The organism is Bifidobacterium phasiani (assembly GCF_019331775.1).
GTDB classification, from domain to species: Bacteria; Actinomycetota; Actinomycetes; order Actinomycetales; family Bifidobacteriaceae; genus Bifidobacterium; species Bifidobacterium phasiani.
The window spans coordinates 1-25481 of record NZ_JAHBBD010000012.1; the positions used below are offsets into that span (position 1 = coordinate 1).

General features: G+C 69.5%; 16 protein-coding genes. 12 read left to right on the forward strand and 4 right to left on the reverse strand.

Annotated elements, in window-relative coordinates; all coding sequences use genetic code 11:
* Positions 1–154, forward strand: a 154-nt coding sequence (locus KIH73_RS06120; RefSeq protein ID WP_219081690.1) for a transposase, incomplete at its 5' end; no start/stop codon positions are given.
* Between the two features lie 88 nt (positions 155–242).
* Here KIH73_RS06120 and KIH73_RS06125 read toward each other — a convergent pair.
* Positions 243–1391 (reverse strand): quinone-dependent dihydroorotate dehydrogenase, encoded by a 1149-nt coding sequence (locus tag KIH73_RS06125; RefSeq protein WP_219081612.1) that lies wholly within the window; start codon positions 1389–1391, stop codon positions 243–245.
* Positions 1392–1606: 215 nt separating this feature from the next.
* Here KIH73_RS06125 and KIH73_RS06130 point away from each other — a divergent pair, with 215 nt between their 5' ends.
* From KIH73_RS06130 to KIH73_RS06150, 5 genes are all read left to right on the forward strand, one after another.
* Complete coding sequence (locus KIH73_RS06130) at positions 1607–2410, forward strand: DeoR/GlpR family DNA-binding transcription regulator (protein ID WP_219081614.1); 804 nt, start codon at positions 1607–1609, stop codon at positions 2408–2410.
* 5 nt (positions 2411–2415) lie between these two features.
* The gene (gene galT, locus KIH73_RS06135; protein WP_219081616.1) at positions 2416–3666 is read left to right on the forward strand and encodes a galactose-1-phosphate uridylyltransferase; all 1251 of its coding nucleotides are present in this window, start codon (positions 2416–2418) and stop codon (positions 3664–3666) included.
* Between the two features lie 35 nt (positions 3667–3701).
* The gene (gene galK / locus KIH73_RS06140) at positions 3702–4952 is read left to right on the forward strand and encodes a galactokinase (RefSeq protein ID WP_219081618.1); all 1251 of its coding nucleotides are present in this window, start codon (positions 3702–3704) and stop codon (positions 4950–4952) included.
* A 289-nt stretch (positions 4953–5241) separates the two neighbouring features.
* Positions 5242–5514 carry an ACT domain-containing protein gene (locus tag KIH73_RS06145; protein WP_219081620.1) on the forward strand — a complete coding sequence of 91 codons (273 nt, stop codon included), beginning with the start codon at positions 5242–5244 and terminating at the stop codon, positions 5512–5514.
* Positions 5515–5577: 63 nt separating this feature from the next.
* Positions 5578–6942, forward strand: coding sequence for a PFL family protein (locus KIH73_RS06150; protein WP_219081622.1), 1365 nt, complete (start codon positions 5578–5580; stop codon positions 6940–6942).
* 462 nt (positions 6943–7404) lie between these two features.
* Here the strand turns inward: KIH73_RS06150 and KIH73_RS06155 are convergent, their stop codons facing one another.
* Together KIH73_RS06155 and KIH73_RS06160 are read right to left on the reverse strand one after the other, a co-directional pair.
* Positions 7405–8229: a putative ABC transporter permease gene (locus KIH73_RS06155; RefSeq protein WP_219081624.1), complete on the reverse strand. Its 825-nt coding sequence runs from the start codon at positions 8227–8229 to the stop codon at positions 7405–7407.
* A 633-nt stretch (positions 8230–8862) separates the two neighbouring features.
* Positions 8863–9462, reverse strand: a complete 600-nt coding sequence (locus tag KIH73_RS06160) for a tRNA (cytidine(34)-2'-O)-methyltransferase (protein WP_236022627.1) — start codon at positions 9460–9462, stop codon at positions 8863–8865.
* A gap of 132 nt (positions 9463–9594) precedes the next feature.
* Between KIH73_RS06160 and KIH73_RS06165 the strand changes: the two genes are divergently transcribed.
* The 6 genes from KIH73_RS06165 (at position 9595) to KIH73_RS06190 (ending at position 22293) form a co-directional block, all read left to right on the forward strand.
* Positions 9595–10575: an HhH-GPD family protein gene (locus tag KIH73_RS06165; RefSeq protein ID WP_219081628.1), complete on the forward strand. Its 981-nt coding sequence runs from the start codon at positions 9595–9597 to the stop codon at positions 10573–10575.
* A gap of 156 nt (positions 10576–10731) precedes the next feature.
* Positions 10732–11373, forward strand: coding sequence for a hypothetical protein (locus tag KIH73_RS06170; protein ID WP_219081630.1), 642 nt, complete (start codon positions 10732–10734; stop codon positions 11371–11373).
* A gap of 212 nt (positions 11374–11585) precedes the next feature.
* The gene (gene rpoB, locus KIH73_RS06175) at positions 11586–15152 is read left to right on the forward strand and encodes a DNA-directed RNA polymerase subunit beta (protein WP_219081632.1); all 3567 of its coding nucleotides are present in this window, start codon (positions 11586–11588) and stop codon (positions 15150–15152) included.
* A 92-nt stretch (positions 15153–15244) separates the two neighbouring features.
* Positions 15245–19318 (forward strand): DNA-directed RNA polymerase subunit beta', encoded by a 4074-nt coding sequence (locus KIH73_RS06180; RefSeq protein WP_338023967.1) that lies wholly within the window; start codon positions 15245–15247, stop codon positions 19316–19318.
* Positions 19319–19573: 255 nt separating this feature from the next.
* On the forward strand, positions 19574–20089 hold the full coding sequence (locus KIH73_RS06185; RefSeq protein ID WP_219081634.1) for a PH domain-containing protein: 516 nt from the start codon (positions 19574–19576) through the stop codon (positions 20087–20089).
* A gap of 20 nt (positions 20090–20109) precedes the next feature.
* Positions 20110–22293: a PH domain-containing protein gene (locus KIH73_RS06190; RefSeq protein ID WP_219081636.1), complete on the forward strand. Its 2184-nt coding sequence runs from the start codon at positions 20110–20112 to the stop codon at positions 22291–22293.
* A gap of 296 nt (positions 22294–22589) precedes the next feature.
* On the opposite strand, the gene KIH73_RS10905 is transcribed toward KIH73_RS06190, so the two are convergent.
* Positions 22590–25478 (reverse strand): transglutaminase TgpA family protein, encoded by a 2889-nt coding sequence (locus tag KIH73_RS10905; protein WP_236022622.1) that lies wholly within the window; start codon positions 25476–25478, stop codon positions 22590–22592.
* Between the last annotated feature and the right edge of the window lie 3 nt (positions 25479–25481).

Sequence of the window (25481 nt, forward strand, 5' to 3'; positions counted from 1 at the left end):
CAGCAACGGGCCCACCGAGGCCATCAACGGCAGGCTCGAACACCTGCGCGGCATCGCCCTCGGCTTCACCAACCTCGGCAACTACATCACCAGAAGCCTCCTGCACGCCGGAGGATTCAGACAAACCATACGGGAACGAATCTCACAACCATGAACCCGACACACACGAAAACCGGAAGAGCCGACAAGGGGCCGTGCACCCGATCGGATGCACGGCCCCTGCCGTATGCGGATGCGGCGGATCAGGCGTCGACGCCCACCGCGTCGGCGACGTGCTCGAAGCCGTCGCGGCGCAGCAGCTCGGCCAGGCCGCGCTTGAACACGGTGATCTGCTGCGGGCCGCGGTACATCAGCGCGCTGACGAACATGACCAGGCTGGAGCCGCTGCGGATCTTGGCGTAGGCCTGCTCGGGCGTGAACACGCCGCCGATGCCGGCGATGGCCAGGCGGTCGCCGAACTCGCGGTAGGCGCGGCGGATCATCGCGTTGCTGGCGCGGTACGTCGGGCCGCCGGACAGGCCGCCCTCCCAGTCGCGCGGGATCTCCAGGCCGGTGCGGTCCTTCTGCAGGTTGGCGATGCTCACGCCCTGCACATTGTGCTCGGCGAGCACGGCCAGCAGGTCGCGGAACTCCTCCCAGCTCTTGTTCAGCGGCATCTTCACCAGCGTCGGCTGCGGACGCTCGACCGTGTCGAGCGCGGCGAACAGGCGGTCGAGGTTCTCCGGGCTTTCGGTGAACGGCTCGCCGGCGCGCGTGTTCGGGCAGGAGACGTTCACCTCGACCATCGCGCTGCGCCCTGCCGCGCGCTCCAGCGAGATGCGGTAGTCCTCGATGCCCTCGTCGATGTCGCCGGCCAGCTCGTCGTTCGTGCGGGCGATGGAGATCGAGACCTGCATCGATCCGGCCTGCGTCCAGGCCTTCTCGGCGCGTGGGATCACCCGCTCGCTGCCGTCGTTGGCCAGGCCGACGTGCACCATCATCGAATCGTATTCGGGCAGGCGGTGGAACCACGGCCGGGGGTTGCCCGCGCACGGGCGCGAGGTGACCGATCCGATCGTCTCGAAGCCGAAGCCGGCGTGGTCGAGCAGCACCGGCATGTCGCAGTTCTTGTCGAGGCCGGCCGACAGGCCGAAGGGGTTCGCGAAGTCGACGCCCATCACCGTGGTCTCCAGCACGGGGTCGGTGTAGTCGAGCATCTCGCGCAGCAGCCACATCAGCGGCGGGATGTTCCGGGTGACGCGGCAGAACTCGATCATCTGGTCGTGCGCCACGTCGGGGGTGTGGTTGAACACGAAGTGCGGCTTGACGATGTGCTTGTAGCCGAAGGTGAACAGGTCGGTGGTCGCCTTGTTGACGGCGTCATGCCAGAAGCTTTCGGAAACGTAGGTCATGGCTCCTATTGTGTCACCTCCGGGCGCCGGGCGGTAGCCGCCGTCCGCGGGTGCGTGGCGGACCGCGTCCGCGGGCGGCGACGGCCGTCGATTCGCCGCGTGAATGTGAGATTTTGCGCGTTTCCTGCGATGTTTGCGTTCTCTTCGGCGTGTCGAACCCCAAAATCGAACGTCTCAGCTTGTGATTTTGGGTGAATGTGTGCGATAATGTTCGCATGATTTCATCGCAACGTCAGCATCTCATCCTGAGCCGACTGCGCACGCGCGGCGCGGTGCGCATCACGGCCCTGTCCAAGGAGCTCGGCGTCTCCGCGATGACCATCCGCCGCGACATCGCCGAGCTCGCCGACAAGGGGCTGCTCAAGCGCGTGCACGGCGGCGCCGTCACCACCAGCACGCTGCTGAGCGAACCGCTGTTCTCCGTCAAGTCCCAGATGGACGTCGGCCTCAAGGACGCCATCGCGCGCGAGGCCGTCTCGTACGTCGCCCCCGGCGACGTCATCGCCATCGGCGGCGGCACCACGGCGTACGTCTTCGCGCAGCACCTGCTCGAATCGCAGCAGGCCAGCGGCATCACGATCCTCACCAACTCGATTCCCGTCGCCGAGCTCGTGCAGGCGCTCGAATCGAAGGACGTCGAGGTCATCGTCACCGGCGGCGTGATCACGCGGTCCAACTCTCTGGTCGGGCCGATCGCGGACAAGGTCATCGCATCGCTGCGCGTGAACACGGTGTTCCTGGGCACGCATTCGGTGTCGATCCCGCGCGGGTTCCTGATGCCGAACTCGCTGGAGGCGGCCACCGACATGGCGATGATGGACATCGCCGACCGCACCATCATCCTGACCGACCACACGAAGTGGAGCAGCACGTCGCTGTCGCTGTTCGCCCGCTTCGACCAGGTGGACACGGTCATCACCGACGACGGGCTCGACCCCGACTCCGTCGCCAAGACCCGAGATTTGGTCAAAGAGCTCGTCCTGGCCCACCAGAGCGAGCAAACCGAGGAAAGTGAGTGATAACCATGGCCGAATTCGCGAATTACGTTCCCGGTCCGTACGCCGCGGAGCACATTCGCATCACGCCGACCACGCTGGCGGACGGACGTGACTTCTTCTATCTGGACGACGACCCCGAGTATGTCAGCGGCGCCAAGACCCGCGAGCTCGAGGACCCCCGCCCGCTGGCCTACCGCTTCGCCAACCAGCTGAACGCCGCCGGCGAGGAGGTGCCGTACGCCGCCCCGGAGATGCGCCGCGACCCGCTGACCGGCGACTGGATCCCGATGGCCACCGCGCGCATGAACCGGCCGATCACCGCCGGCCCCGGCGCCACCGCCACCGGCAACCCGCTGGCCGCCCGCAAGCCCGGCGACCCCTACCAGGACAACGAGGTCCCCGACACCGACTACAACGTCGTCGTCTTCGAGAACCGCTTCCCGTCGATGGTGCGCGTGCCCGGCCGCTCCGAGGCCGTGGACTACGTGGACGGCAACCCGCTGTGGGAGCGCAGGCTCGCCGCCGGCCGCTGCGAGGTCATCTGCTTCGACCCCGACGAGAACGGCCTGCCCGCCGACCTGCCGGTGCGCCGCCTGCGCACCGTCGTGGAGGCCTGGGCCTTCCGCACCGCCGAGATCTCCACGATGGAGGGCATCGAGCAGATCTTCCCGTTCGAGAACCACGGCCAGGAGATCGGCGTCTCGCTGGCGCACCCGCACGGCCAGGTGTACTGCTACCCGTTCATCGCCCCGAAGATGGAGTCCGAGCTCAAGCACACCGAGGCGTACTTCGAGCGCACCGGCGGCAACCTGCTCAAGGACATCATGAACGCCGAGATCGAGGCGGGGGAGCGCGTGGTCATGCGCAACCACAGCTGGGTGGCCTACGTGCCGGCCGCCGCCCGCTGGCCCCTCGAGGTGCACGTGGCCCCGGTGCGCGACGTGCTCACCCTCGACCAGCTCGACGACCAGGAGCGCTGGGACCTCGCCCAGATGTACTCGACGCTGCTCAAGCGCGGCAACGCGTTCTTCGACAAGGGCGACGGCAAGGGCATGGACCTGCCGTACATCGCCGCCTGGCACCAGGCGCCGATCCACGACGCCCGCCGCGAGCACTACCGCCTGAACCTGCAGTTCTTCTCGTTCCGCCGCGCCGCGAACAAGATCAAGTACCTCGCCGGCTCCGAGTCCGGCATGGCCGCCTGGATCTCGGACACGACCCCGGAGCTCATCGCCCGGCGCTTCCACGAGCTCGGCCCGATCGACATCGACGACTGACCGGCGGACAGCCCGACGACAAAGGACGAAGACACATGACTTCCGTTACGTTCATCGAACCCATCTCCCACGACGACGGCGTCGCCCGGGCCGCCGCCCTGTTCCGCGCCACGTTCGGCCAGGAGCCGGCGGGCGTGTGGGCCGCCCCCGGCCGCGTCAACCTGATCGGCGAGCACACCGACTACAACGCCGGCCTGTGCCTGCCGATCGCGCTGCCGCACCGCACCTTCCTCGCGCTCAGGCCGCGCGAGGACACCACGGTCCGCCTCGTCTCCGACGTGGACCCGACCGCCGTGGCCGGCGCCGAGCTCGACGGCCTCAAGGCCCGCGGCGTCTCCGGCTGGGCGGCGTACCCGACCGGCGTGGCCTGGGCCATGCGCGAGGCCGGCTTCGACCAGGTCCGCGGCTTCGACGCGGCCTACGTCTCCTGCGTGCCGCTCGGCTCCGGCCTGAGCTCCTCCGCCGCGATGACCTGCGTGACCGCGCTCGCCCTCGACGACGTGCACGGCCTGGGCCACGGCGCCACCGACGAGGGCCGCGTGACGCTGATCGACATGGCCATCCGCTCCGAGAACGAGATGGCCGGCGCCTCGACCGGCGGCCTCGACCAGAACGCCTCGATGCGCTGCACCGCCGGCCACGCGATCCGCCTCGACTGCCGGCCCGGCCTGAGCGCCGTCGACAGCGTCTCCCAGCAGGAGTTCGACCTGGAGAAGCACGGCCTCGAGCTGCTCGTGGTCGACACCCAGGCCCAGCACCAGCTCAACGACGGTCAGTACGAGCAGCGCCGCCGCACCTGCGAGCAGGCCGCGGCCATCCTCGGCGACCCGCATCTGCGCGCCACCGCCGAGCGGATCGCCGCCTCGGACGACCCGCAGGCCGCGCTCGCCGCGGTGCTCGACCGCCTGCCCGACGAGACGATGCGCCGCCGCGTGCGCCACGTGGTCACCGAGATCGGCCGCGTCGACGAGTTCGTCGCGGCGTTCGCCGCCGGCGACATCGCCGAGTCCGGCCGTCTGTTCAACGCCTCGCACGACTCGCTGCGCGACGACTACGAGGTCACCGTGGACGAGCTCGACGTCGCGGTGGACGTCGCCCGCGCCAACGGCGCGTACGGCGCCCGCATGACCGGCGGCGGCTTCGGCGGCTCGATCATCGCGCTGGTCGACAAGGGCCGCGGCCAGCAGGTCGCGCAGCTGATCGCCGACGAGTTCGCGGCGCGCGGCTTCCACGCGCCGCGCGCACTCGCCGCGGTCGCCTCCGCCTCCGCCGGTCGCGAGGCCTGATCGCCGATTCCGGCATCCGGGGTCCTGCGGGACCCTGCGGGATTCGGTGAGACTATGCCGGGAAAGCGGCCGGGGAGAGGCCTGTCACGGTTTTTCCCCGGTCGCTTTCGTATGCGTGACGCGTGCTGTTGCGGACGGTATGCGGGTAAACCGATGGGGTTGCACGACTACGGCCGCTGCTGCCGCAGTGCTGCCGTGCATGGTTCATCCGACGCGGCTTGACGGCGGCAGTCCCTATACTGGGGGCATTCATCCAACCGGCATCTCGCGAGAACAGGGAGACCCACGCATGAACAAGGCCATCATCACCGTCGTCGGCCAGGACACCGTCGGCATCATCGCCCGCGTCTGCACGTACCTTTCCGAACATCAGGTCAACGTGCTCGACATCTCCCAGACCATCATCGACGGGTTCTTCAACATGATGATGATCGTCGACTACACGAACGCCGACACCGAATTCGGCGCCATGGTCACCGACCTGGATGCGCTCGGCGAGCAGATCGGCGTCAAGATCCGTTGCCAGCGCGAGGAGATCTTCACCAAGATGCACCGTGTCTGACGGCTGCCCGGCAGCTCGTCACGCACCATCCAACCCGAAGATCGCACCGAAGGGAACATGCACATGCTGAACATCATGGAGGTCCACGAGACCAATCAGATGATCGAGCAGGAGAAGCTCGACGTCCGCACCATCACGATGGGCATCTCGCTGCTCGACTGCGCCGGCGCCGACGTGGACGTGGTCGCCGAGAACATCTACCGCAAGATCACCACCTATGCCAAGGATCTGGTCGCCACCGGCGAGGCCATCGAACGCGACTACGGCATCCCGATCGTCAACAAGCGCATCACCGTCACCCCGATCTCGCTGGTCGGAGCCGGCTGCTGCGCGTCGTCCGGGGACTTCGTCAAGCTCGCGCACGCGCTCGACCGGGCCGCCAAGCAGGTCGGCGTCGACCTGATCGGCGGCTATTCGGCGCTCGTCTCCAAGGCGATGACCCCGGCCGAGGAGATGCTGATCCGCTCGCTGCCGCAGGCGCTGAGCGAGACCGACATCGTCTGCTCGTCGGTGAACGTCGGCTCCACCAAGACCGGCATCGACATGAACGCGGTCGAGCTGCTCGGCCACATCATCAAGGACATCGCCTACGCCACGCGCGACAACGACAGCTACGGCTGCGTCAAGTTCGTCGCGTTCTGCAACGCCCCGGACGACAACCCGTTCATGGCGGGCGGCTTCCACGGCGTCACCGAGGGCGACGCGGTCATCAACGTCGGCGTCTCCGGGCCCGGCGTGGTCTCCCGCGCCCTCGACGAGGCCGAGGGCCGCGACTTCGAGTTCCTGTGCGAGACGATCAAGCGCACCGCGTTCAAGATCACGCGCGTCGGCCAGCTCGTGGCTCAGGAGGCCAGCCGCCGCCTCGGCATCCCCTTCGGCATCATCGACCTGTCGCTGGCGCCCACCCCGGCCGTCGGCGATTCGGTCGGCGAGGTGCTCGAGAAGATCGGTCTGGAGCAGGTCGGCGCGCCCGGCACCACCGCGGCGCTCGCGATGCTCAACGACCAGGTCAAGAAGGGCGGCATCATGGCGTCCTCGTACGTGGGCGGCCTGTCCGGCGCGTTCATCCCGGTCTCCGAGGACAGGAACATGATCGACGCGGCCGGTTCGGGCTGCCTGACCATCGAGAAGCTCGAGGCGATGACCTGCGTGTGCTCGGTCGGCCTCGACATGATCGCCATCCCCGGCGACACCACGGCCGCCACGATCTCCGGCATCATCGCCGACGAGGCGGCCATCGGCATGGTCAACCAGAAGACCACGGCCGTGCGCATCATCCCGGTGTACGGCAAGGGCGTCGGCGACTCGGCGGAGTTCGGCGGCCTGATGGGCTACGCGCCGATCATGCCGGTCAACCGGGCCGGCTGCGAGGCGTTCGTGACGCGCGGCGGCCGCATCCCCGCGCCGATTCACAGCTTCAAGAACTAGCCCCGCGGCTTGCGGTCCGGACGCTCCGGCGCCGGGCCTCCCGGGCTCCCCGCGCGCATCGCCGGGAGCCCTTTTGCATATCGCATAGCCCTTTCCGCATGAGATGGGTTTCCCCCATGAGATGGGCCATTTCATCGGGAGGGGCCATCTCATTGGAGGGGGCCATTTCATCGAAAAGGGCCTTTGCATCGGATAGGCCTTTGCATTGGATGGGCTTTTGCGCCGGATAGGCTTTTGGATTGAATGGGCTTTCGGCTCGGATAGGCCTTTGCATCGGATAGGCCTTTGCGTCGGATGAGGCTTCTGGATCGGATGGGTTTGCATCAGCCGGCGCCGCTTGCCATCAGGGAATCGCTCCCGGCATCGCAGGGCTTTCACCCCAACGCACAATGTGCAGTTCTTCACGCTGAGCGCCGGATAATTCCCTCTCAGCGTGAAGAACTGCACATTGTGCGCTGGGTATCAGGAGGCGGACCGCACGAACTTGACGTTCGGGAACAGACGGGCCATCGTGGCGTCGTCGAACGCCTCGTCCAGCATCACGCCCACGGGCGAGGCGTCCGCCACGCCGTCCTGCCGGTCGCTCCAGCGCGCCATGGCCATGCCGGACACCCCGCAATCCACCGCCATGAACAGCGTCAGCGCCACGCAGACCACGGTGACGGCCCGGCCGCGCACATGCGCGAGCGCGCGGGACAACGCCGGGCAGACGGCCACCGAGCACAGCGTCCCGAGCAGCCCCCACAACAGCGTCATCGACAGGCTGATGCGGCCGTCGAGATTCCATGCGGCGCAGCTGTAGTCCCAGGTCGACAGGCCGAGCAGATGCTCCTGCAGCAGGCTGGTGACGTACTCGACCACGCTGCCGGCGAGCGCGAACCACACGAACCGGGCGATCGGCGGGCGCCGGCGCACCAGCAGATGCAGCAGATACACGGCCACGACCCCCACGCCGTAGATCGTGCAGAACGGCCCCCACACGGTGGCCGAATGGCTTTCCCAGCGGCCGTACCTGACCACCCACCACACGCCCTCCAACAGGAACCCCAGCACGCTGCCGCCCATGAACAGCAGCACCAGCGCCTGGTAGGAGACCCCGGACCATGCGGCGCGCGCCGCCGTCGCCATGCGGGCGATGCGCCGGCCCTCGCCGGCGAGGGCCGGCGCGGACGCCGGCCGCGTCGCGGCGACGGCAGGCGTGGCGGTGGTCGCAAACGCGGCCGACGCCGCGACGTCGTGGCCGGCCGCCCCCGGCCGTCGATCGATCCGTTGCGTGCGATGTTCCATGCGTCCTCCCTTCCGGCATCCTGCGCGTCCACTGTCGGACGGCGATATTGGCGGATGTTCAGACGGATGTTGGGAGAACGTTAATCCGCGTCGTCGGTGCGGCGACGCACCTGGAGCGGCGACGGGGGGAGACGGCGCGGCGCGCCGGAATCCGGTAGCGGGCCGCAAGCCGGCATGTCGGATTGCGGAACGGGGGTTCCGGACCCGGCGTACCGGGCCGTCGCCCGCTGTCCGATACAGGAACACAGTTATGCGGCCTGCGGTCCGGGCGTTTCGACGCCGGGCCTCCCGGGCTTCCGGCGCATTGCATGGGTCGGGGATTGCGCGGTGTCCTCGCTGATGGGATCTCCCGGGTTCCCGCGCATCCCGGGAGCCCCTTTGCATATCGCGCGGGCCTCTCGCGCCGCCGCGCCCCGCCGCGTGCGGCGCAGCCGGCGTGAATTTCGGCGCGCGGGGCGTCCGGGCCCCGTTCAGTAGGCACTTCGACGCTTCGGTAGGCACCCCGTCCCGGGCACGCGGTCGGGTGGTTCCGCGGAAACGGCGGCATGCCGCCATCGCTGCAGCGTCCATCCATCGAGGACGGTGCCTACCGAAGCGATAATGTGCCTACCGAACAGCCGCCGGGGCGTTCGCTCACCGGCCGCCGGCGAAGCCGAGCTGGCGCCACGCCTCGTAGATGGCGATCGACGCGCAGTTGGTCAGGTTGAGCGAACGCAGGCTCGGGCGCATCGGCAGGCGCACCTGCTCGGCCACGTACGGGCCGTACATGACGTCCACCGGATCGGGGATGTTGCCCGGCTCCGGGCCGAACAGCAGGATGTCGTTCGGACGGTACTCGACCTCGGTGTACAGCTTCGTGGCGTGCGCCGTGAACGCGATGATGCGCGACCCGGGCATCGACTCGACGAGGTTCTCGAAGTTCGGATGCAGCACCACATGGGCCATGTCGTGGTAGTCGAGCCCCGCGCGGCGCAGCTTCGTGTCGTGCAGATTGAAGCCCAGCGGCTCGACCAGGTGCAGGATCGTGCCGGTCACCGCGCACAGGCGGATCGCCGAGCCGGTGTTGCCCGGGATGCGCGGCGAGTAGTAGCACAGATGCGGCGTGACGGTCTCCGCCTTGCTCGCGTCCTCCGCGGAGAGCATCGCGTCGACGACGCTGATCGGGTTGCCGTGCGCGTCGGTCACCAGCTCGTCCGGCCCGTAGTTCGACCTGCGGTAGCCGTACTCGTACATCTGCTCGACCTGGGATTCGGGGTTCGTCGCTTCATTCGTCACGCATGCCACGATAGGGCCGCGAGCCGACAGCGCGCCCCGGGCGCGGCCCGCCCGAGGGCGCAACCGCACGCCGTCGTGCACAATGGAGGGATGCCTGATATCGATGACAGCGACGAGTTCGGCGCCGCGGACCTCGCGGCGCACGCGCATGCGCGCCTGGCCGCGTGGTGGGCCGCCGAGGCGCGCGACCTGCCCTGGCGGTTCGGCCGCGCCACGCCTTGGGGCGTGCTGGTCTCGGAGGTGATGAGCCAGCAGACGCAGATGAGCCGTGTGGTGCCGTACTGGGAGGCGTGGATGGAGGCGTGGCCGGACGCCGCCGCGCTCGCCGGCGCCTCGACCGCGGAGGTGATCACCGCGTGGGGGCGGCTCGGGTACCCGCGCCGCGCGTTGCGGCTGCAGGAGTGCGCGCGCGTGGTGGCGGAGCGTTACGGCGGGCGGCTGCCGAACGACTACGACGCGCTGGTCGCGCTGCCGGGCGTCGGCGACTACACGGCGTCGGCGGTGATCAGCTTCGCGTACGGCGGGCGCATCCCGGTGGTCGACACCAACGTGCGCCGGGTGCTCAGCCGCGTGTTCCTCGGCGTGGAGTCGCGCGGCGGCGCGGCGTCGGCCCGGGAGCGCCGTCTCGCCGCCGACGTGCTGCCCGAGGACGGGCCCGAGGACGGGCCCGGAGGCGGTGCCGGGGACGGCGGGGGATCGGGAAGCCGCGAGGCGCCGTCGGTGGTCTGGAACCAGGCGGTGATGGAGCTGGGCGCCGTGGTGTGCACGGCCAAGGCGCCGCTGTGCGGGCGGTGCCCGCTGGCGGACGTCTGCCGGTTCGCGGCCGCGGGGCTGCCCGGGCTGGGGGAGCGGCGCACCCGACCGCGCCAGCGCTTCCAGGGCACCGACCGGCAGGTGCGGGGCATCGTGCTGGACGCGCTGCGCCACGCGCCGGCCGGCGCGACGCTGCCGCGCGGGCGGGTGGAGGCGCTGTGGCCGGACCGCGCGCAGCTGGACGCCTGCATCGCCTCGCTCGACGAGGACGGCCTGCTGTGCATCGAGCCCGGCGGCGGACTGCGCCTGCCCGCGTGACGGCCGGGCATGTCGGGCGTGCCGTGGCGGTCCGCGTCTCCTGCCGCAGGGCGTCGAGTGATGGCCGGGCGTGCCGGACGCGCCGGGTGTGAAAGAGGCGGTGACATTCCCGCCGCCGCCGTCGACCGGCGCGCCGGCGGCATAGACTGAGATGTTATGGCCACGAAGACCCCAGCGCAGGGCGGGAAGAAGCGCACACGCACCCTCAGCAAGCGGCAGCGGCGGATATACCGTCGCCGCCGCATCGTCGTCGGCGTCGCGCTGCTGACGGCGCTGGCGCTGACGGTGTTCTGCGTGTACAGCCTCGTGCGCGGCGCGGTCGCCGTCGGCGTGCGGGCGGTGCAGGGCGCGCCGGGCGTCGAGCGCGAGGCGATGCCCGATCCGGCGCAGGTCACCGGCGTGCGCGAGTGCCTGGCCGGCGAGGTGACGCTGCAGCTGGTGCCGTCGGCGGCCAGCGTCGGCGTCGGCGGGTCGCTCGACTTCTCGGCCAGCATCACGTACACCGGGTCGGGCAGCTGCCTGGTCAACGGGTCGAACGGCAACCGCGTGCTGACGATCACCTCCGGCGGGGACGAGGTCTGGCGTTCCGACTCCTGCCCGGTCGACGACCGCATGCTGCTGATGGCCAAGGGCGACGTCGACACGCAGACGATCACCTGGAACGCGAACCGCTCCGGCTCCGAGTGCGTGGAGGACGCGAGCCTGCCGAAGGTGGACGCCGGCACCTACGTGGCCCAGCTGAGCCTGGCCGACGAGCCCGACGTGGTCAGCGACCCGGTGACGTTCACGGTGCAGTAGCGTCGCGCCGGCCCCTCACCGGCACGGCACGGCGTGTCGCAAGTCATGGCGCGGTGTGTCGCGGTGTGGTATTATATTTAATTTGCGTATACGCATGTCATATGGCGGGCATGCCGGCAATGAGGAAGCGCCCGCGATCAGGCATATGGCGGCCGTCCAGGCGTTTCCGGGGATTGAACACGAAGAACCAAGCGAGCGATAAGGAACGTCCATTGGCTGCCGAACAAGCTACGACGAGTACCACCACCATCATCGCACGCGCCGACCAGCACGACATTGATCTGCACAAGGCGTCGGACCGTGTGAACTTCGGCTCCATCCGCGAGCCCATCGATGTGCCCTACCTGCTGGGCGTGCAGACCGACAGCTTCGACTGGCTGGTCGGCAACGAGCGCTGGCGCAGGCGCGTCGAGGAGGACCTGGAGAACGGCACGAACACCGTGCCGCACGTCTCGGGCCTCGACGAGGTCTTCCAGGAGATCTCGCCGATCGAGAACTTCGCCCAGACCATGAGCCTGACCTTCTCGGACCCGTACTTCGAGGAGCCGCGCCACACCGTGCAGGAGTGCAAGGAGAAGGACTACACCTACTCCGCGCCGCTGTACGTCAACGCCGAGTTCGAGAACGGCGACACCGGCGAGATCAAGAGCCAGACCGTGTTCATGGGCGACTTCCCGCTGCAGACCCCGCACGGCACGTTCATCATCGGCGGCACCGAGCGCGTCATCGTCTCGCAGCTCGTGCGCTCCCCGGGCGTGTACTTCGACCGCACGCCGGACCGCACCTCCGACAAGGAGGTCTTCGGCGCGAAGATCATCCCGAGCCGCGGCGCCTGGCTGGAGTTCGAGATCGACAAGCGCGACGTGCTCGGCGTGCGCGTGGACCGCAAGCGCAAGCAGTCCGCCATCGTGTTCCTGATGGCCATCGGCATGACCAAGCCGGAGATCCGCGAGGCGTTCCAGGGCTACCCGCTGGTGCTCGACGCGCTCGACAAGGAGACCGTCGAGACGCAGGACGAGGCCCTGACCGACCTGTACCGCAAGATCCGCCCGGCCGACACCGCCACCCCGGAGGCCGGCAAGAACCTGCTGGAGTCCTTCTACTTCAACACCAAGCGCTACGACCTGGCGCGCGTGGGCCGCTACAAGATCAACCGCAAGCTCGGCCTGGAGACCGACGTCAACGACCGCAGCCTGAGCCGCGAGGACATCATCGCCACGATCAAATACCTCGTGGCGCTGCACGCCGGCGACAAGACCTTCCCGGGCCGCCGCGACGGCGAGGACGTCGAGCTGCGCGTGGACGTGGACGACATCGACCACTTCGGCAACCGCCGCATCCGCCAGGTCGGCGAGCTGATCCAGAACCAGCTGCGCACCGGCCTGAGCCGCATGGAGCGCGTGGTGCGCGAGCGCATGACCACGCAGGACGCCGAGGCGATCACCCCGCAGTCCCTGATCAACATCCGCCCGGTGAACGCCACGATCAAGGAGTTCTTCGGCACCTCGCAGCTCAGCCAGTTCATGGACCAGAACAACCCGCTGGCCGGCGTGACCAACAAGCGCCGCCTGTCGGCCCTGGGCCCCGGCGGCCTGTCGCGCGACCGCGCCTCGATGGAGGTGCGCGACGTGCACCCGTCCCACTTCGGCCGCATGTGCCCGATCGAGTCCCCGGAAGGCCCGAACATCGGTCTGATCGGCTCGCTGGCGACCTTCGGCCGCATCAACCCGTTCGGCTTCATCGAGACCCCGTACCGCAAGGTCGTCAACGGCCACGTGACCGACGAGGTCGTGTACATGACCGCCGACCGCGAGACCGAGCACGTCATCGCGCAGGCCAACCAGGAGCTCGACGAGAACGGCAACTTCGTCTCGAAGGACGCCCTGGTGCGTGACGCCGCCGGCGAGGCCGAGGACGTCCCGGTCGAGATGGTCGACTACATGGACGTCTCCCCGCGCCAGATGGTGTCGGTCGGCGCCTCGCTGATCCCGTTCCTGGAGCACGACGAGGGCCACCGAGCCCTGATGGGCACCAACATGCAGCGCCAGGCCGTGCCGCTGATCAAGTCGGAGCGCCCGCTGGTGGGCACCGGCTCCGAGTGGCGCTCGGCCATCGACTCCGGCGACGTGATCCTGGCCGAGAAGCCGGGCGTGGTCACCTACGTGTCCGCCGACATCATCCGCGTGATGAACGACGACGGCACCACCTCGAGCTACAAGCTGGCCAAGTTCCAGCGCTCGAACCAGACCACCTGCTACAACCAGGTCCCGCTGATCAAGGACGGCGAGCGCGTCGAGGCCGGCACCGTGCTGGCCGACGGCCCGGCGACCGAGAAGGGCGAGATGGCCCTGGGCAAGAACCTGCTGGTCGCGTTCATGCCGTGGAACGGCTACAACTACGAGGACGCCATCATCATCTCCCAGCGCCTGGTGCAGGACGACACGCTGTCCTCGATCCACATCGAGGAGTACGAGATCGACGCCCGCGAGACCAAGCTGGGCGCCGAGGAGATCACCCGCGACCTGCCGAACGTCGGCGAGGACGCCGTGGCCAACCTCGACGAGCGCGGCATCATCCGCATCGGCGCCGAGGTCGAGGCCGGCGACATCCTGGTCGGCAAGGTCACCCCGAAGGGCGAGACCGAGCTGACCCCGGAGGAGCGCCTGCTGCGCGCCATCTTCGGCGAGAAGAGCCGCGAGGTGCGCGACACCTCGCTGCGCGTGCCCCACGGCGAGACCGGCACCGTCATCGCGGTCAAGGAGATCACCCGCGAGGACGCCGAGGAGGACGGCGACGAGCTGCCCAACGGCGTCAACCAGATGATCCGCGTCTACATCGCGCAGCACCGCAAGATCACCCAGGGCGACAAGCTCGCCGGCCGCCACGGCAACAAGGGCGTCATCTCGCGCATCCTGCCCGAGGAGGACATGCCGTTCCTCGCGGACGGCACCCCGGTGGACATCATGCTCAACCCGCTGGGCGTGCCGAGCCGAATGAACCTCGGTCAGGTGCTGGAGATGCACCTGGGCTGGGTGGCGCACGCCGGCTGGGACATCACGCTCGACCCGGACCTCGAGGCCGCGTGGAAGAAGTACGTGCCCAAGGGCGCCGAGAAGGGCGAGCCGGGCACGCCGGTGGCCACCCCGGTGTTCGACGGCGTCAAGCAGGAGACCCTGCACGGCCTGCTCAAGACCACGCTGGCCGACCGCGACGGCAACAAGCTCGTCGGCGAGGACGGCAAGGCGCAGCTGTTCGACGGCCGCACCGGCGAACCGTTCCCCAAGCCGATCTCGGTGGGCTACATGTACATGCTCAAGCTGCACCACCTGGTCGACGACAAGATCCACGCCCGCTCGACCGGCCCGTACTCGATGATCACGCAGCAGCCGCTGGGCGGCAAGGCCCAGTTCGGCGGCCAGCGCTTCGGCGAGATGGAGGTGTGGGCCCTCGAGGCCTACGGCGCCGCCTACACGCTGCACGAGATGATGACCACCAAGTCGGACGACGTCGACGGGCGCGTGCGCGTCTACGGCGCGATCGTCAAGGGCGACAACCTGCCCCCGGCGGGCATCCCCGAGTCGTTCAAGGTGCTGCTCAAGGAGATGCAGTCCCTGTCGCTGAACGTCGAGGTGCTCAACGCCGACGGCGTGGTCATCGACATGAAGGACGAGGACGACGACCCCGTGTCCTCCTCCGACGACCTGGGCTTCAACATCGGCGCGAGCCCCAACGCCGCCGCCAAGGAGAGCCAGATCGCCGAGGCGCCCGAATACCAGTGATGCCATGACTCCCGACCGGCCGGCCGCCGCGCGGCGGCCCCGGCGGGGGTCCTCCAACGTGAACGAAACCCATTTCAAAGACAGGAACACAAGTGCTGGACGTCAACGCATTTGACAAACTGAGGATCGGCCTGGCCACCGCCGATGACATCCGCAGCTGGAGCCACGGCGAGGTCAAGAAGCCCGAGACCATCAACTACCGTACCCTGAAGCCCGAGAAGGACGGTCTGTTCGGCGAGCAGATCTTCGGCCCGACCCGCGACTGGGAGTGCGCCTGCGGCAAGTACAAGCGCGTGCGCTTCAAGGGCATCGTGTGCGAGCGATGCGGCGTGGAGGTCACCCGCTCCCGCGTGCGCCGCGAGCGCATGGGCCACATCGAGCTGGCCGCGCCCGTGACCCACATCTGGTTCTTCAAGGGCGTGCCGAGCCGCCTCGGCTACCTGCTGGACATCGCGCCGAAGGACCTGGAGAAGGTCATCTACTTCGCCGCGTACATGGTCACCAAGGTCGACGAGGAGCAGCGCCACCAGGATCTGCCCGACCTGCAGGAGGAGCTCGACACCGAGATCGGCAACCTGGAGAAGCGCCGCGACAACGAGATCGAGGAGCGCGCCAAGAAGGTCGAGGCCGACCTGGCCGAGCTCGAGGCCGCCGGCGAGGCCAAGGGCCCCGCCCGCACGAAGCTGCGCAACAGCGCCGAGCGCGAGATGGCGGCCATCCGCCAGCGCTACGACGACCAGATCCAGCGCATCTCCGCCGTGTTCGACCGCTTCAAGTCCCTCAAGCCCGGCGACATGGAGGGCGACGTCGACCTGTGGCGCGAGATGCAGGACCGCTACGGCGACTACTTCGAGGGCTGCATGGGCGCCGAGGCCATCAAGAAGCGCCTGCAGGACTTCGACCTGGAGGCCGCGGCCAAGCAGCTGCGCGAGGAGATCGACACCGGCTCCGGCCAGCGCAAGGCCCGCGCCCTCAAGCGCCTCAAGGTCGTCAACGCCTTCCTGACCACCGACAACAAGCCGGAGGCCATGGTGCTGGACGCGATCCCGGTGATCCCGCCGGACCTGCGCCCGATGGTGCAGCTGGACGGCGGCCGCTTCGCGACCTCCGACCTCAACGACCTGTACCGCCGCGTCATCAACCGCAACAATCGACTCAAGCGCCTCATCGAGCTCGGCGCCCCGGAGATCATGCTCAACAACGAGAAGCGCATGCTCCAGGAGGCCGTCGACTCGCTGTTCGACAACGGCCGCCGCGGCCGCCCGGTCACCGGCGCCTCGAACCGTCCGCTCAAGTCGCTGTCCGACATGCTCAAGGGCAAGCAGGGCCGCTTCCGCCAGAACCTGCTCGGCAAGCGCGTCGACTACTCGGGCCGTTCCGTGATCGTCGTCGGCCCGAGCCTGCGCATGCACCAGTGCGGCCTGCCGAAGCCGATGGCGCTCGAGCTGTTCAAGCCGTTCGTCATCAAGCGACTGGTCGACCTGAACTTCGCCCAGAACATGAAGAGCGCCAAGCGTCTGGTCGACCGCGGCGACTCCGAGGTGTGGGGCGTGCTCGAGGAGGTGATCGCGGAGCATCCCGTGCTGCTCAACCGCGCGCCGACGCTGCACCGCCTGGGCATCCAGGCGTTCGAGCCGATCCTGGTCGAGGGCAAGGCCATCCACCTGCCGCCGCTCGCCTGCGCCGCGTTCAACGCGGACTTCGACGGCGACCAGATGGCCGTGCACCTGCCGCTGAGCGCCGAGGCCCAGGCCGAGGCCCGCTCGCTGATGCTCGCCTCCGACAACATCCTCAAGCCGGCCGACGGCCACACCGTCACGATGCCGTCGCAGGACATGATCCTCGGCCTGTATTACCTGTCGACCGTCATCGACGGCGCCAAGGGCCAGGGCCGCGTGTTCTCGTCGCTGGCCGAGGCGCAGATGGCGCTCGACCTGCACGAGATCGACATGCAGGCCAAGGTGCTGATCCGCCTGCCGAAGGACTTCGTGCTGCCCAAGGACTGGGAGCCGGGCGAGGTCGACGTCGTGGACCCGGTGCCGGGCACCCCGGACGTCGTGCGCGAGGAGCGCTTCGCCGACGGCTCGGTGCTGTTCGCCACCAGCTACGGCCGCATGCTGTTCAACGAGACGCTGCCGGTCGACTACCCGTTCGTCAACGAGCAGGTGCCCAAGGGCCGCCTGTCGAAGATCGTCGACGACATCGCGACCCGCTACTCCACCGCGCAGGTCGCGGCCACGCTGGACGCCCTCAAGGACCTGGGCTTCACCCGCGCGCCGTGGTCGGGCGTCACGATGGCGTACTCCGACATCGTCGCCCCGCCGGAGCGCGAGGAGATCATCCACTCCTACGAGGACCAGGCCTCCAAGGTCAACTCGCAGTACGACATGGGCCTGCTGACCGACGAGGAGCGCCGCCAGGAGCTGATCAACCTGTGGACCGAGTGCACCGACAAGGTCGCCGACGCCATGCGCGAGAACTTCCATGACGACAACAACGTGAACATCATGGTCCAGTCCGGCGCGCGAGGCAACTGGATGCAGATCCGCCAGATCGCGGGCATGCGAGGCCTCGTGGCCAACCCGAAGGGCGAGATCATCCCGCGTCCGGTCAAGTCGAACTACCGCGACGGCCTGTCCGTGCTGGAGTACTTCATCTCGCAGCACGGCGCGCGCAAGGGCCTGGCCGACACCGCTCTGCGCACCGCCGAGTCGGGCTACCTGACCCGTCGACTCGTCGACGTCTCGCAGGAGGTCATCGTGCGCGAGGAGGACTGCGGCACCAAGCGCGGTCTGAGCATGAAGGTCGCCGAGCGCGACGAGAACGGCGACCTGGTGCTCGTCAAGGCCGCCGACGGCGGTCCGTACTCGCGTCTGCTCTCCTCCGACGTCATCGACCCGGCCGACGGCGAGACCGTGCTGTACCACGCCGGCGACGCGCTGTCGATGGACGTGCTCAACGACCTGGTGGCGCACGGCGTCGAGGAGGTCAAGGCCCGCTCCGTGCTGACCTGCGAGTCGAAGCGCGGCGTGTGCGCCAAGTGCTACGGCTGGTCGCTGGCCACGAACAAGCTCGTGGACGTCGGCGAGGCCGTCGGCATCGTCGCGGCCCAGTCCATCGGCGAGCCTGGCACCCAGCTGACGCTGCGTTCGTTCCACTCCGGCGGCGTCGCCTCGGCGTCCGACATCACCCAGGGTCTGCCCCGTGTCACCGAGCTGTTCGAGGCCCGCACCCCGAAGGGCGAGGCCCCGATCGCCGAGTTCGCCGGCACGGTCAAGGTCGAGGACACCGACCGCGGCCGCCAGGTCACGCTGACCCCGGACGACTCCAGCGTCGAGCCGATCACCTACCCGGTGACCCGCCGCGCCCCGATGCTGGTCAAGGACGGCGACCACGTGGCCGCCGGCACGCAGCTGATCGAGGGTTCCGTGGATCCGAAGAAGATCCTGCGCATCCTCGGCCCGCGCGCCGCGCAGGTCAACATCGTCGAGGAGGTGCACAATGTGTACCGCTCGCAGGGCGTCGACATCCACGACAAGCACATCGAGGTCATCGTCCACCAGATGCTCCGCCGCATCACCGTGATCGACTCCGGCGACACCAAGCTGCTGCCGGGCGAGCTGGTCGACCAGGCGAAGTTCCGCGAGGCGAACATGGAGGCCGTGAAGAACGGCGGCAGGCCCGCGGCCGGCCGTCCCGAGCTCATGGGCATCACCAAGGCCTCGCTGGCCACCGACTCCTGGCTGTCGGCCGCCTCCTTCCAGGAGACGACCCGCGTGCTCACCGAGGCCGCGCTCAACCAGAAGGAGGACGACCTCAAGGGCCTCAAGGAGAACGTCATCATCGGCAAGCTCATCCCGGCCGGCACCGGCCTGGCCCGCTACCGCAACGCGGTGGTCGAGCCGGACAAGGCGATCCGCGAGACGATCTACCCGAACTTCGGCCTGGGCGGCGACGACACGACCGACTTCTCCGACGCCGACCTGAGCGATGTGGACTTCTCCAGCATCGACTTCGGCGACCTGAAGCTCGGCGACGACTTCAACCCGGACGACTTCCTGGACGACCAGGGCGGCCAGGACGACCTCGGCGGCGGCCTGGGCGGCGCCGACTTCGGTGGTGCCGATCTGGGCGACCTCGGCGATCTGGGCGACCTGAACCTGTGACGGTGAGGTCCGGGGCGAGCCCCGGAGCTCCCTGAACGAGCGCGGCATCCGCATCTGCGGGCGCCGCGCTTTTTTGTCGCGTCGCCGGAGGGCCGTCCGGTCTTGGCACGCCGGGTTTGCCGTGCCGGTCCTGCTGTACCGATCTTGCTGTGTCGGCCTCGCCTTCCGGTCCCGCCGTTCGGTCCCGCCGTCCGGCGGGGGTGCCCCGACGTCGGGGGTTGCCGGGCCGTCGGCGTCCTGTGTAGGATGACGCGCATGACAGAACAGGATGCGATGCCGCACGCCGAGCCGCGCGAATGGCGCAGCCTGCCCGAACGGGTCAGGCGCGTCTGGCTGCTGCGTTCCGTGGTGGCGGACCTGACGACGATCGCGGTGTGCGCGGCGTTGGCGGCGGTGTTCGTCGCCGTGGACTGGTGGGGCTTCTGGCAGGGCCTGGTGCTCGGCGTGATCGCCGGGTTCGCGGCCGTCGAGCTGGCGACGCAGCCGCTGCAGACGCGCTACGAGTACGCGTTCCAGCGTTTCTCCATCGGGCGGCGCGACCTGCGGATACGCAAGGGGTGGATGTTCCGCAAGTCGGTCACCGTGCCGTTCAACCGCGTGCAGCACGTCGACACCAAGCAGGGGCCGTTGCTGCGCCGGTTCGGCCTGATGGCGGTCAGCGTGCACACCGCGGTCGGCGAGCACGACATCGAGGCGCTGGACCAGGACGAGGCCATGCGGGTGGTCGATCTGATCACCGCGCGCGTGCTCACCGCGAACGAGGACGTGTGATGGGCGGCGGATGGCGGCGCATGCATCCGGTCGCGCTGGTCAAGGCGCTGATCGAATCCGCGAAGGCCGCGGTGACCCTGACGCTCACCATGCTGGCGATCGCGATACCGAACCGCGACGACTGGCGGGTCACGACCGCCGTCTGGATCGGCGTGGCCGGCGTGGTGGCCTGGATGCTGGTCTCGCCCGTCGTGGTGTGGCTGACACGCGCCTATATGCTGGACGACCACGGCATCACCCTGCGTTCCGGGGTGCTCAACCGCAGGCGCGTGACCATCGCCTACGACCGCATCCATGCGGTGTCGAGCAGCGCGCCGATCTACATGCGGCCGTTCGACGTGGTGATGCTGACCGTCACCGCCGCCGGCTCCGAGTCCTCCATGGTGCTGACGGCCGTGCCCGTGTCGCTGCAGATGGAGCTGGAGGCCCGGCGGCAGCGGGTCGGTGCGGCGGTGGCCGGCGTGGCGGGCGTCGGCGGAACGGGCTTCGGCACGGTGGCCGGCGGCGCGGCGGCGGTTGACGGTGCGGTGGCAGGCGGAGTGTCGTCTGGTGGCGAGTCGGTCGGTGGAGCGTTGTCCGGCGGTGAGGCGGCCGGCGACGTGATGAGCGGCGCGGCGGCTGACGGCGTAGCGGCGGCTGATGGCGCGGTGACTGGCGGCGCGGCGGGTGGCGATGAGGCGGCCGGTGGAGCGTTATCCGGCGGCGGGGCGGTTGGCGGTAAAGCGGCTGACGGTGCGCCAGGCGGTGAGATGGTGCCGGGAGTCGCGGCATCGGGTGCCGCGGCGCCGGGAATCGGGCTGCCGGGTGCCGTGGCGTCGGGCGTTGCGGTGCCGGGCTTGCGAGTGCCAGACGTCGGCACAGCGGCCGTCCAAACGTCGGGCGTCGGCGCAACGGGCGTCGCGTCGGCCCATCGTGGGACGGCGGATGAGGCGGTGCCGGGCGTCGCATCGACCGACCGTGAGGCGGCGGCTGCCGAGATGTCGGGTGACGGCTCGGCGTCCGCCGGGCAGGCGTCCAGCGGTCCTGCAATCGGCGTGTCGGCGTCCGTCACATCGGCGGACGCCATGCCGACGGCTGCTACGCCGGCGACGTCGGCGGCCGGCGAGCGGGGCGTCGGCGGGCTATCGGGAGCCGGGGCCGCCGATGCCGCGGCAGGCCGGCCGATCGACGGCGTGCTGGTGTTCCGCGCCTCGGTGAAGGACATCATGCTGTTCGCCGCCACCGATCTGGGGATGTTCGCGGCGGTGTTCGTCGTGCTCGGCGTTGTCGAGCAGGCGCGGGACATCGTCCCTCGGGGGCTTGTCGACTCCGTCGAGCGTTCGGTGGTGCAGGCGGTGACCGCGAGCGTGGCCGTGCTGGTCGGCGTGGTGCTCGCGGTGGTGCTGGTCATGTTCGTCGTCAGCGCCGTCAGCGCGCTGCTGCGCTTCTACGGGTTCGAGGTCTGGCGCCGGGGCGGCGACCTGATCGTCGTCCGTGGCGCGCTCACCCGCCGTGTGACCACGATCGCCGTCGATCGCATCCAGACCGTGACGATCCGTCGGTCACTGGTTCGCCGCCTGTTCCGGCTGGGGTCGGTGCGCCTTGGACTGGGCGCCTCCACGGTGGCGGACGGCGAGGACGCCGACATGAACGGCGCCGACATCCTGCCGGTGATCTCCGACGCCCGCGTGGTCGATGCGCTGCGGCGGATGCTGCCGGAATGGGATATCCGGGCGCACCAGGTGCGCCGTACCGGTCGTGGGCTGCTGCGGTACTACGTGCTGATGCCGGTGCTTGTCGGCGTGGCGATGGTCGTGGCGGTCGTCATCGGGACCGTGGCGGCGGGCGGCGGCGCGCTGCTGTGGTGGACGCTGGCGCCGGTGGCGGTGTCCGGCTTCTGGACGCTGTGCCGATGGCTGAAGTACCGTTCGGAAGGGTACGCTGCGGTCGGCGCGCGCCGCATCATGGTGACCGGGGCCAGCGTGCTGTCGCTGTTCACCGTGTTCACCGACCGGTCACGGGTGCAGTCGGTGGAGCGCTCGACGACGATATGGCGCGAGGCCCGCGGCGTGTACGGCATACGGATGCCGCTGTTCGTCACCAACAGCGTCGATGAGCTGCGGTTCACCGCGCTGCGCGGCGTCGAGGCCGATGCGCTGGAGTCCTGGGCCGACCCCGGCGGCATGTCGGACGCCGGACGGTCCGACGGACTGGCCGGCCGGTAAGCCGGCTCGTCGGGCGGTTTGTCGGGCGGTTCGACGGATTGGCCGGCCGCTAGACCGGTCGACGGGCGGGCCAATGGGTGGACCGTCGGGCGGGCTGACGGCCTGGCGGGGATTGGACGACGGGTGTGTCATCTGGTGGAGGGCGCATGGGCCGACGGGGATTGTCCGGCGGATGGCACGCGGACTGACGGGCCGGCGCCGAACCGGCGCCCGGTCCGATGCCGCCGATCGTCGGGTCGATCATTGAACCGGCCGGTCGCCGTGCCCGGCGTCGGGTGTCGCGATGCTGCCGTGCGCTACGGCGGTGCTGGCCGTCGGGATGCCATGCGGTGTCGGGTTGCCGCATGGTGCCGGGGCGAAGCACGCCGACGGGCCGTAACGGAAGCGGCACGGCACGCGTCGGCGCGGTGACCGGGCAAGCGGTATCCGCGCGGCGACAGTCGGACGCGCCATCGTTGCGTCCGGGGCATGGCGGCGAGGACGGATGCGGTGAGCCTGTGCACCTGGCTCCAGTATGCGCGTGCCTGCGCGTCGCCGATGTCATCGTCGGAGAACGCCGCACGGTCGGCCTCGCGTCCCATACTTTCCACAAGGACGCGCGATTTGTCCGGCAGCCGCAGCGCGTCGGCGATGGCACGTGCCTGGTCGCGGCGCGGACCGGCGATGACGATGCCGCATGACATGGCGAACAGCGTCAATGCCCGCCAGCCCTGGACGAGGCGTCGCCGTGGCGTGCCGTGTCGGCTGAGCCATCGCCAGTGCAGGGCCTTGCCCGCCAGCATCGCCCCGCCGGCAAGCATCGTCATCCAGAGCGGGCTGCCGATCAGCGCGATCATGCCCGCCACCCGACCGATGGCCGCCCAGGGAAAGGACGGTGCGCGGCGTTCGGCGTCCTCGCCGCCGACGGCGGCATCGGCGCGGGGGACGGTCGTGTCATGCAGCGGGTCCTGCAGCGGAGCGGGCGGCTGCCGGACCAACATCCGCGGATCCGGCGGCGTGAGATCGGTGGTGTCGTCCGGGATCTTGGACTCGCTCGGCGTCGGATAGAACGCCACCCATCCCAGACCCTGCAGATTGATTTCGACCCAGGCCGCGATGTCGTTGCCGGTGTACCGCACCGTCGCCGGCCCGGCCGACGGTCCGGTCGCCGATCCGGTCCCCTGGCCCGCGGCATCGTCATGCGTGCCGTCGCCTCGCATGCCGTCGCTGTATGCGCGGTCGCTACGCGCGTCGTCTCGGTGCGAGTCATCGCTGCTTGTGCCGCCGCTGCGCTCGCCATTGCCGCGTATGCCGCCGTCGCGTATGGTCTTCGGGACGAATCCGAGCACCACGCGGCTGTCGAGCCCCAGTTCACGGGCCATCAGCGCCATTGCGGACGCGTACTGCTCGCTGTCGCCCACCATGGCCGTGTCTCCGGACAGCAGCTGGTCCACACGATGGCTGCCGTGCCCGGGTGGCGACGGATAGTCGCCGCCCAGGCCATGCGAGAACCATCCCAGGTCGCGGAGCGCCGCCTCCAGCGCAAGCGCCGCCGCGCCGCCGCCCCGGATTCCTCCCGCGATGGCGGACGCCAGGTCGCCGACCGAGTCGGGGATGTCGGGCGGCACGGCGGACGTCGCCTGCGCGGTCGCCCGTTCGATGCGGGTGACCGATGGCGCGGCGGCGATGGTTCCCGTCTCCGTGTAGGTCGTTCCCGCCTCGACGCCGTCGTCGAGCATGCCGGCGTCCACGGTGCTGTCGTACCGGAAGTGCGCCGTGTCGTCGTCATGCTCGAAGCGGACGTCGGTGGCCGCGCCGGCCAGCGGCAGCCACCGGTTGCCCAGCGACCGGTGCATCGTGAGCGTGGCGGTGAATCCGGTTCTGGATATGGCGCCGTGTGCGGCGCCGTCCCCGGACTCGCCGTCCCGCCCGGCGTGGCGACGTCGCTCGATCCGGGATCCGGCGGCGCGGTACCGTGCCCGGTCGGTGCCTTCGTCGGTGGATACGTTCCAGACGTTGCCGTCGAATTCGTCCATCACCGCCATGCGCAGCGGCGTGCCGGACGGCAGCCCGGTGGCCGTCACGACGACGTCGTCGCGATGGCGCATGAGATGGGAGCGCATGACGCTCAACGGGCTGGTCATGTCCTGCAGAACGGACGGCGGCTCGTAGACGTCGCGCAGCACGAGCCGGTCGCGCTGCGCGACGGCGCAGCCGGGGAACGCCACGCATGCCGCGATCGCGGCGACCAGCGTGGCGCCCATCCACCGCCGGGGATGCCAGTCGCCGCGACGCCATGCGATCCATGCCACCGCGACCAGCGTGGCGCCAACGCCCGCCGCGGGGCGGAGGTACCCGGCCTTGGTGCCGAACAAGGCGGCGACGGAGAATCCGAGGGCGGCCGGTATCAACGCGATCGAGGCGCATCCGGTCTCGGGCATGACGGCGAACATGCTGCCAAGCGCGGCGATCCACAGCGACAGCGTCCAGACGGCCATCAGCGCGTCGTCGGCGGCGCCGAGCGGCGGCGGCATCGCGATCAGCAGCTTGAACGAGCCGAGTATGGCGTCCCATCCTCGGGTCAGGGTATCGACGGTGGGGATCAGACGCATGACGGTGGTGTCGTCGCAGACGACGACGGGCCCGACCACGAACTGCGCAAGGATAAGCGCGAGCATCTGGATCCAACGGTTCCGCACCGGAGCCGTGCCGACCCACGCCACGAACAGTCCGCTTGCCGAGGCGGGCAGCGCGGCGGACAGCCATGGGCCGATCGATCCGTAGACATCGATCAGGTTGGCGGTGGCGCACAGGGACAGTGCGCCGACCGTTCCCAGGCCCGCGACGATGGCGGGCGTGGTTGCCTCGCCCGGTCCCTGAGCCGTGGGCGTAGGTGCGTTGCCCGGTTCCTGAGTCGTGGGTGTGGGCGGGGCGGAACGGCCGTGCCGTGTGAACGTGCCGGTCATGGCGCCGTCTCCGTGATGATCGGCAGCTGCGCCAGCATGCCGATGGTGATGAGCGTGTACCGGGGGAGCCTGCGCACGTCGGGCGAGGCGCCGTCGGCCACGCGTATGACCGTCTGCATCGATGGCGGCGCCGCAAGGACCGGCCGGTCGGATGGCGGCGCCGCAAGAGCTGACCGGCCGGATGGTGTCCGCGTTCCGCTCCGCACGTTCGCCAGCGAACCGATCACGTGGTAGCGGCATCGC

Coding starts and splice junctions, on each gene's coding strand:
- KIH73_RS06125 (WP_219081612.1), bottom strand. CDS start 1,391: ATGACCTACGTTTCCGAAAGCTTCTGGCATGACGCCGTCAACAAGGCG.
- KIH73_RS06130 (WP_219081614.1), top strand. CDS start 1,607: ATGATTTCATCGCAACGTCAGCATCTCATCCTGAGCCGACTGCGCACG.
- galT (WP_219081616.1), top strand. CDS start 2,416: ATGGCCGAATTCGCGAATTACGTTCCCGGTCCGTACGCCGCGGAGCAC.
- galK (WP_219081618.1), top strand. CDS start 3,702: ATGACTTCCGTTACGTTCATCGAACCCATCTCCCACGACGACGGCGTC.
- KIH73_RS06145 (WP_219081620.1), top strand. CDS start 5,242: ATGAACAAGGCCATCATCACCGTCGTCGGCCAGGACACCGTCGGCATC.
- KIH73_RS06150 (WP_219081622.1), top strand. CDS start 5,578: ATGCTGAACATCATGGAGGTCCACGAGACCAATCAGATGATCGAGCAG.
- KIH73_RS06155 (WP_219081624.1), bottom strand. CDS start 8,229: ATGGAACATCGCACGCAACGGATCGATCGACGGCCGGGGGCGGCCGGC.
- KIH73_RS06160 (WP_236022627.1), bottom strand. CDS start 9,462: ATGTACGAGTACGGCTACCGCAGGTCGAACTACGGGCCGGACGAGCTG.
- KIH73_RS06165 (WP_219081628.1), top strand. CDS start 9,595: ATGCCTGATATCGATGACAGCGACGAGTTCGGCGCCGCGGACCTCGCG.
- KIH73_RS06170 (WP_219081630.1), top strand. CDS start 10,732: ATGGCCACGAAGACCCCAGCGCAGGGCGGGAAGAAGCGCACACGCACC.
- KIH73_RS06185 (WP_219081634.1), top strand. CDS start 19,574: ATGACAGAACAGGATGCGATGCCGCACGCCGAGCCGCGCGAATGGCGC.
- KIH73_RS06190 (WP_219081636.1), top strand. CDS start 20,110: ATGCATCCGGTCGCGCTGGTCAAGGCGCTGATCGAATCCGCGAAGGCC.
- KIH73_RS10905 (WP_236022622.1), bottom strand. CDS start 25,478: ATGCCGCTACCACGTGATCGGTTCGCTGGCGAACGTGCGGAGCGGAAC.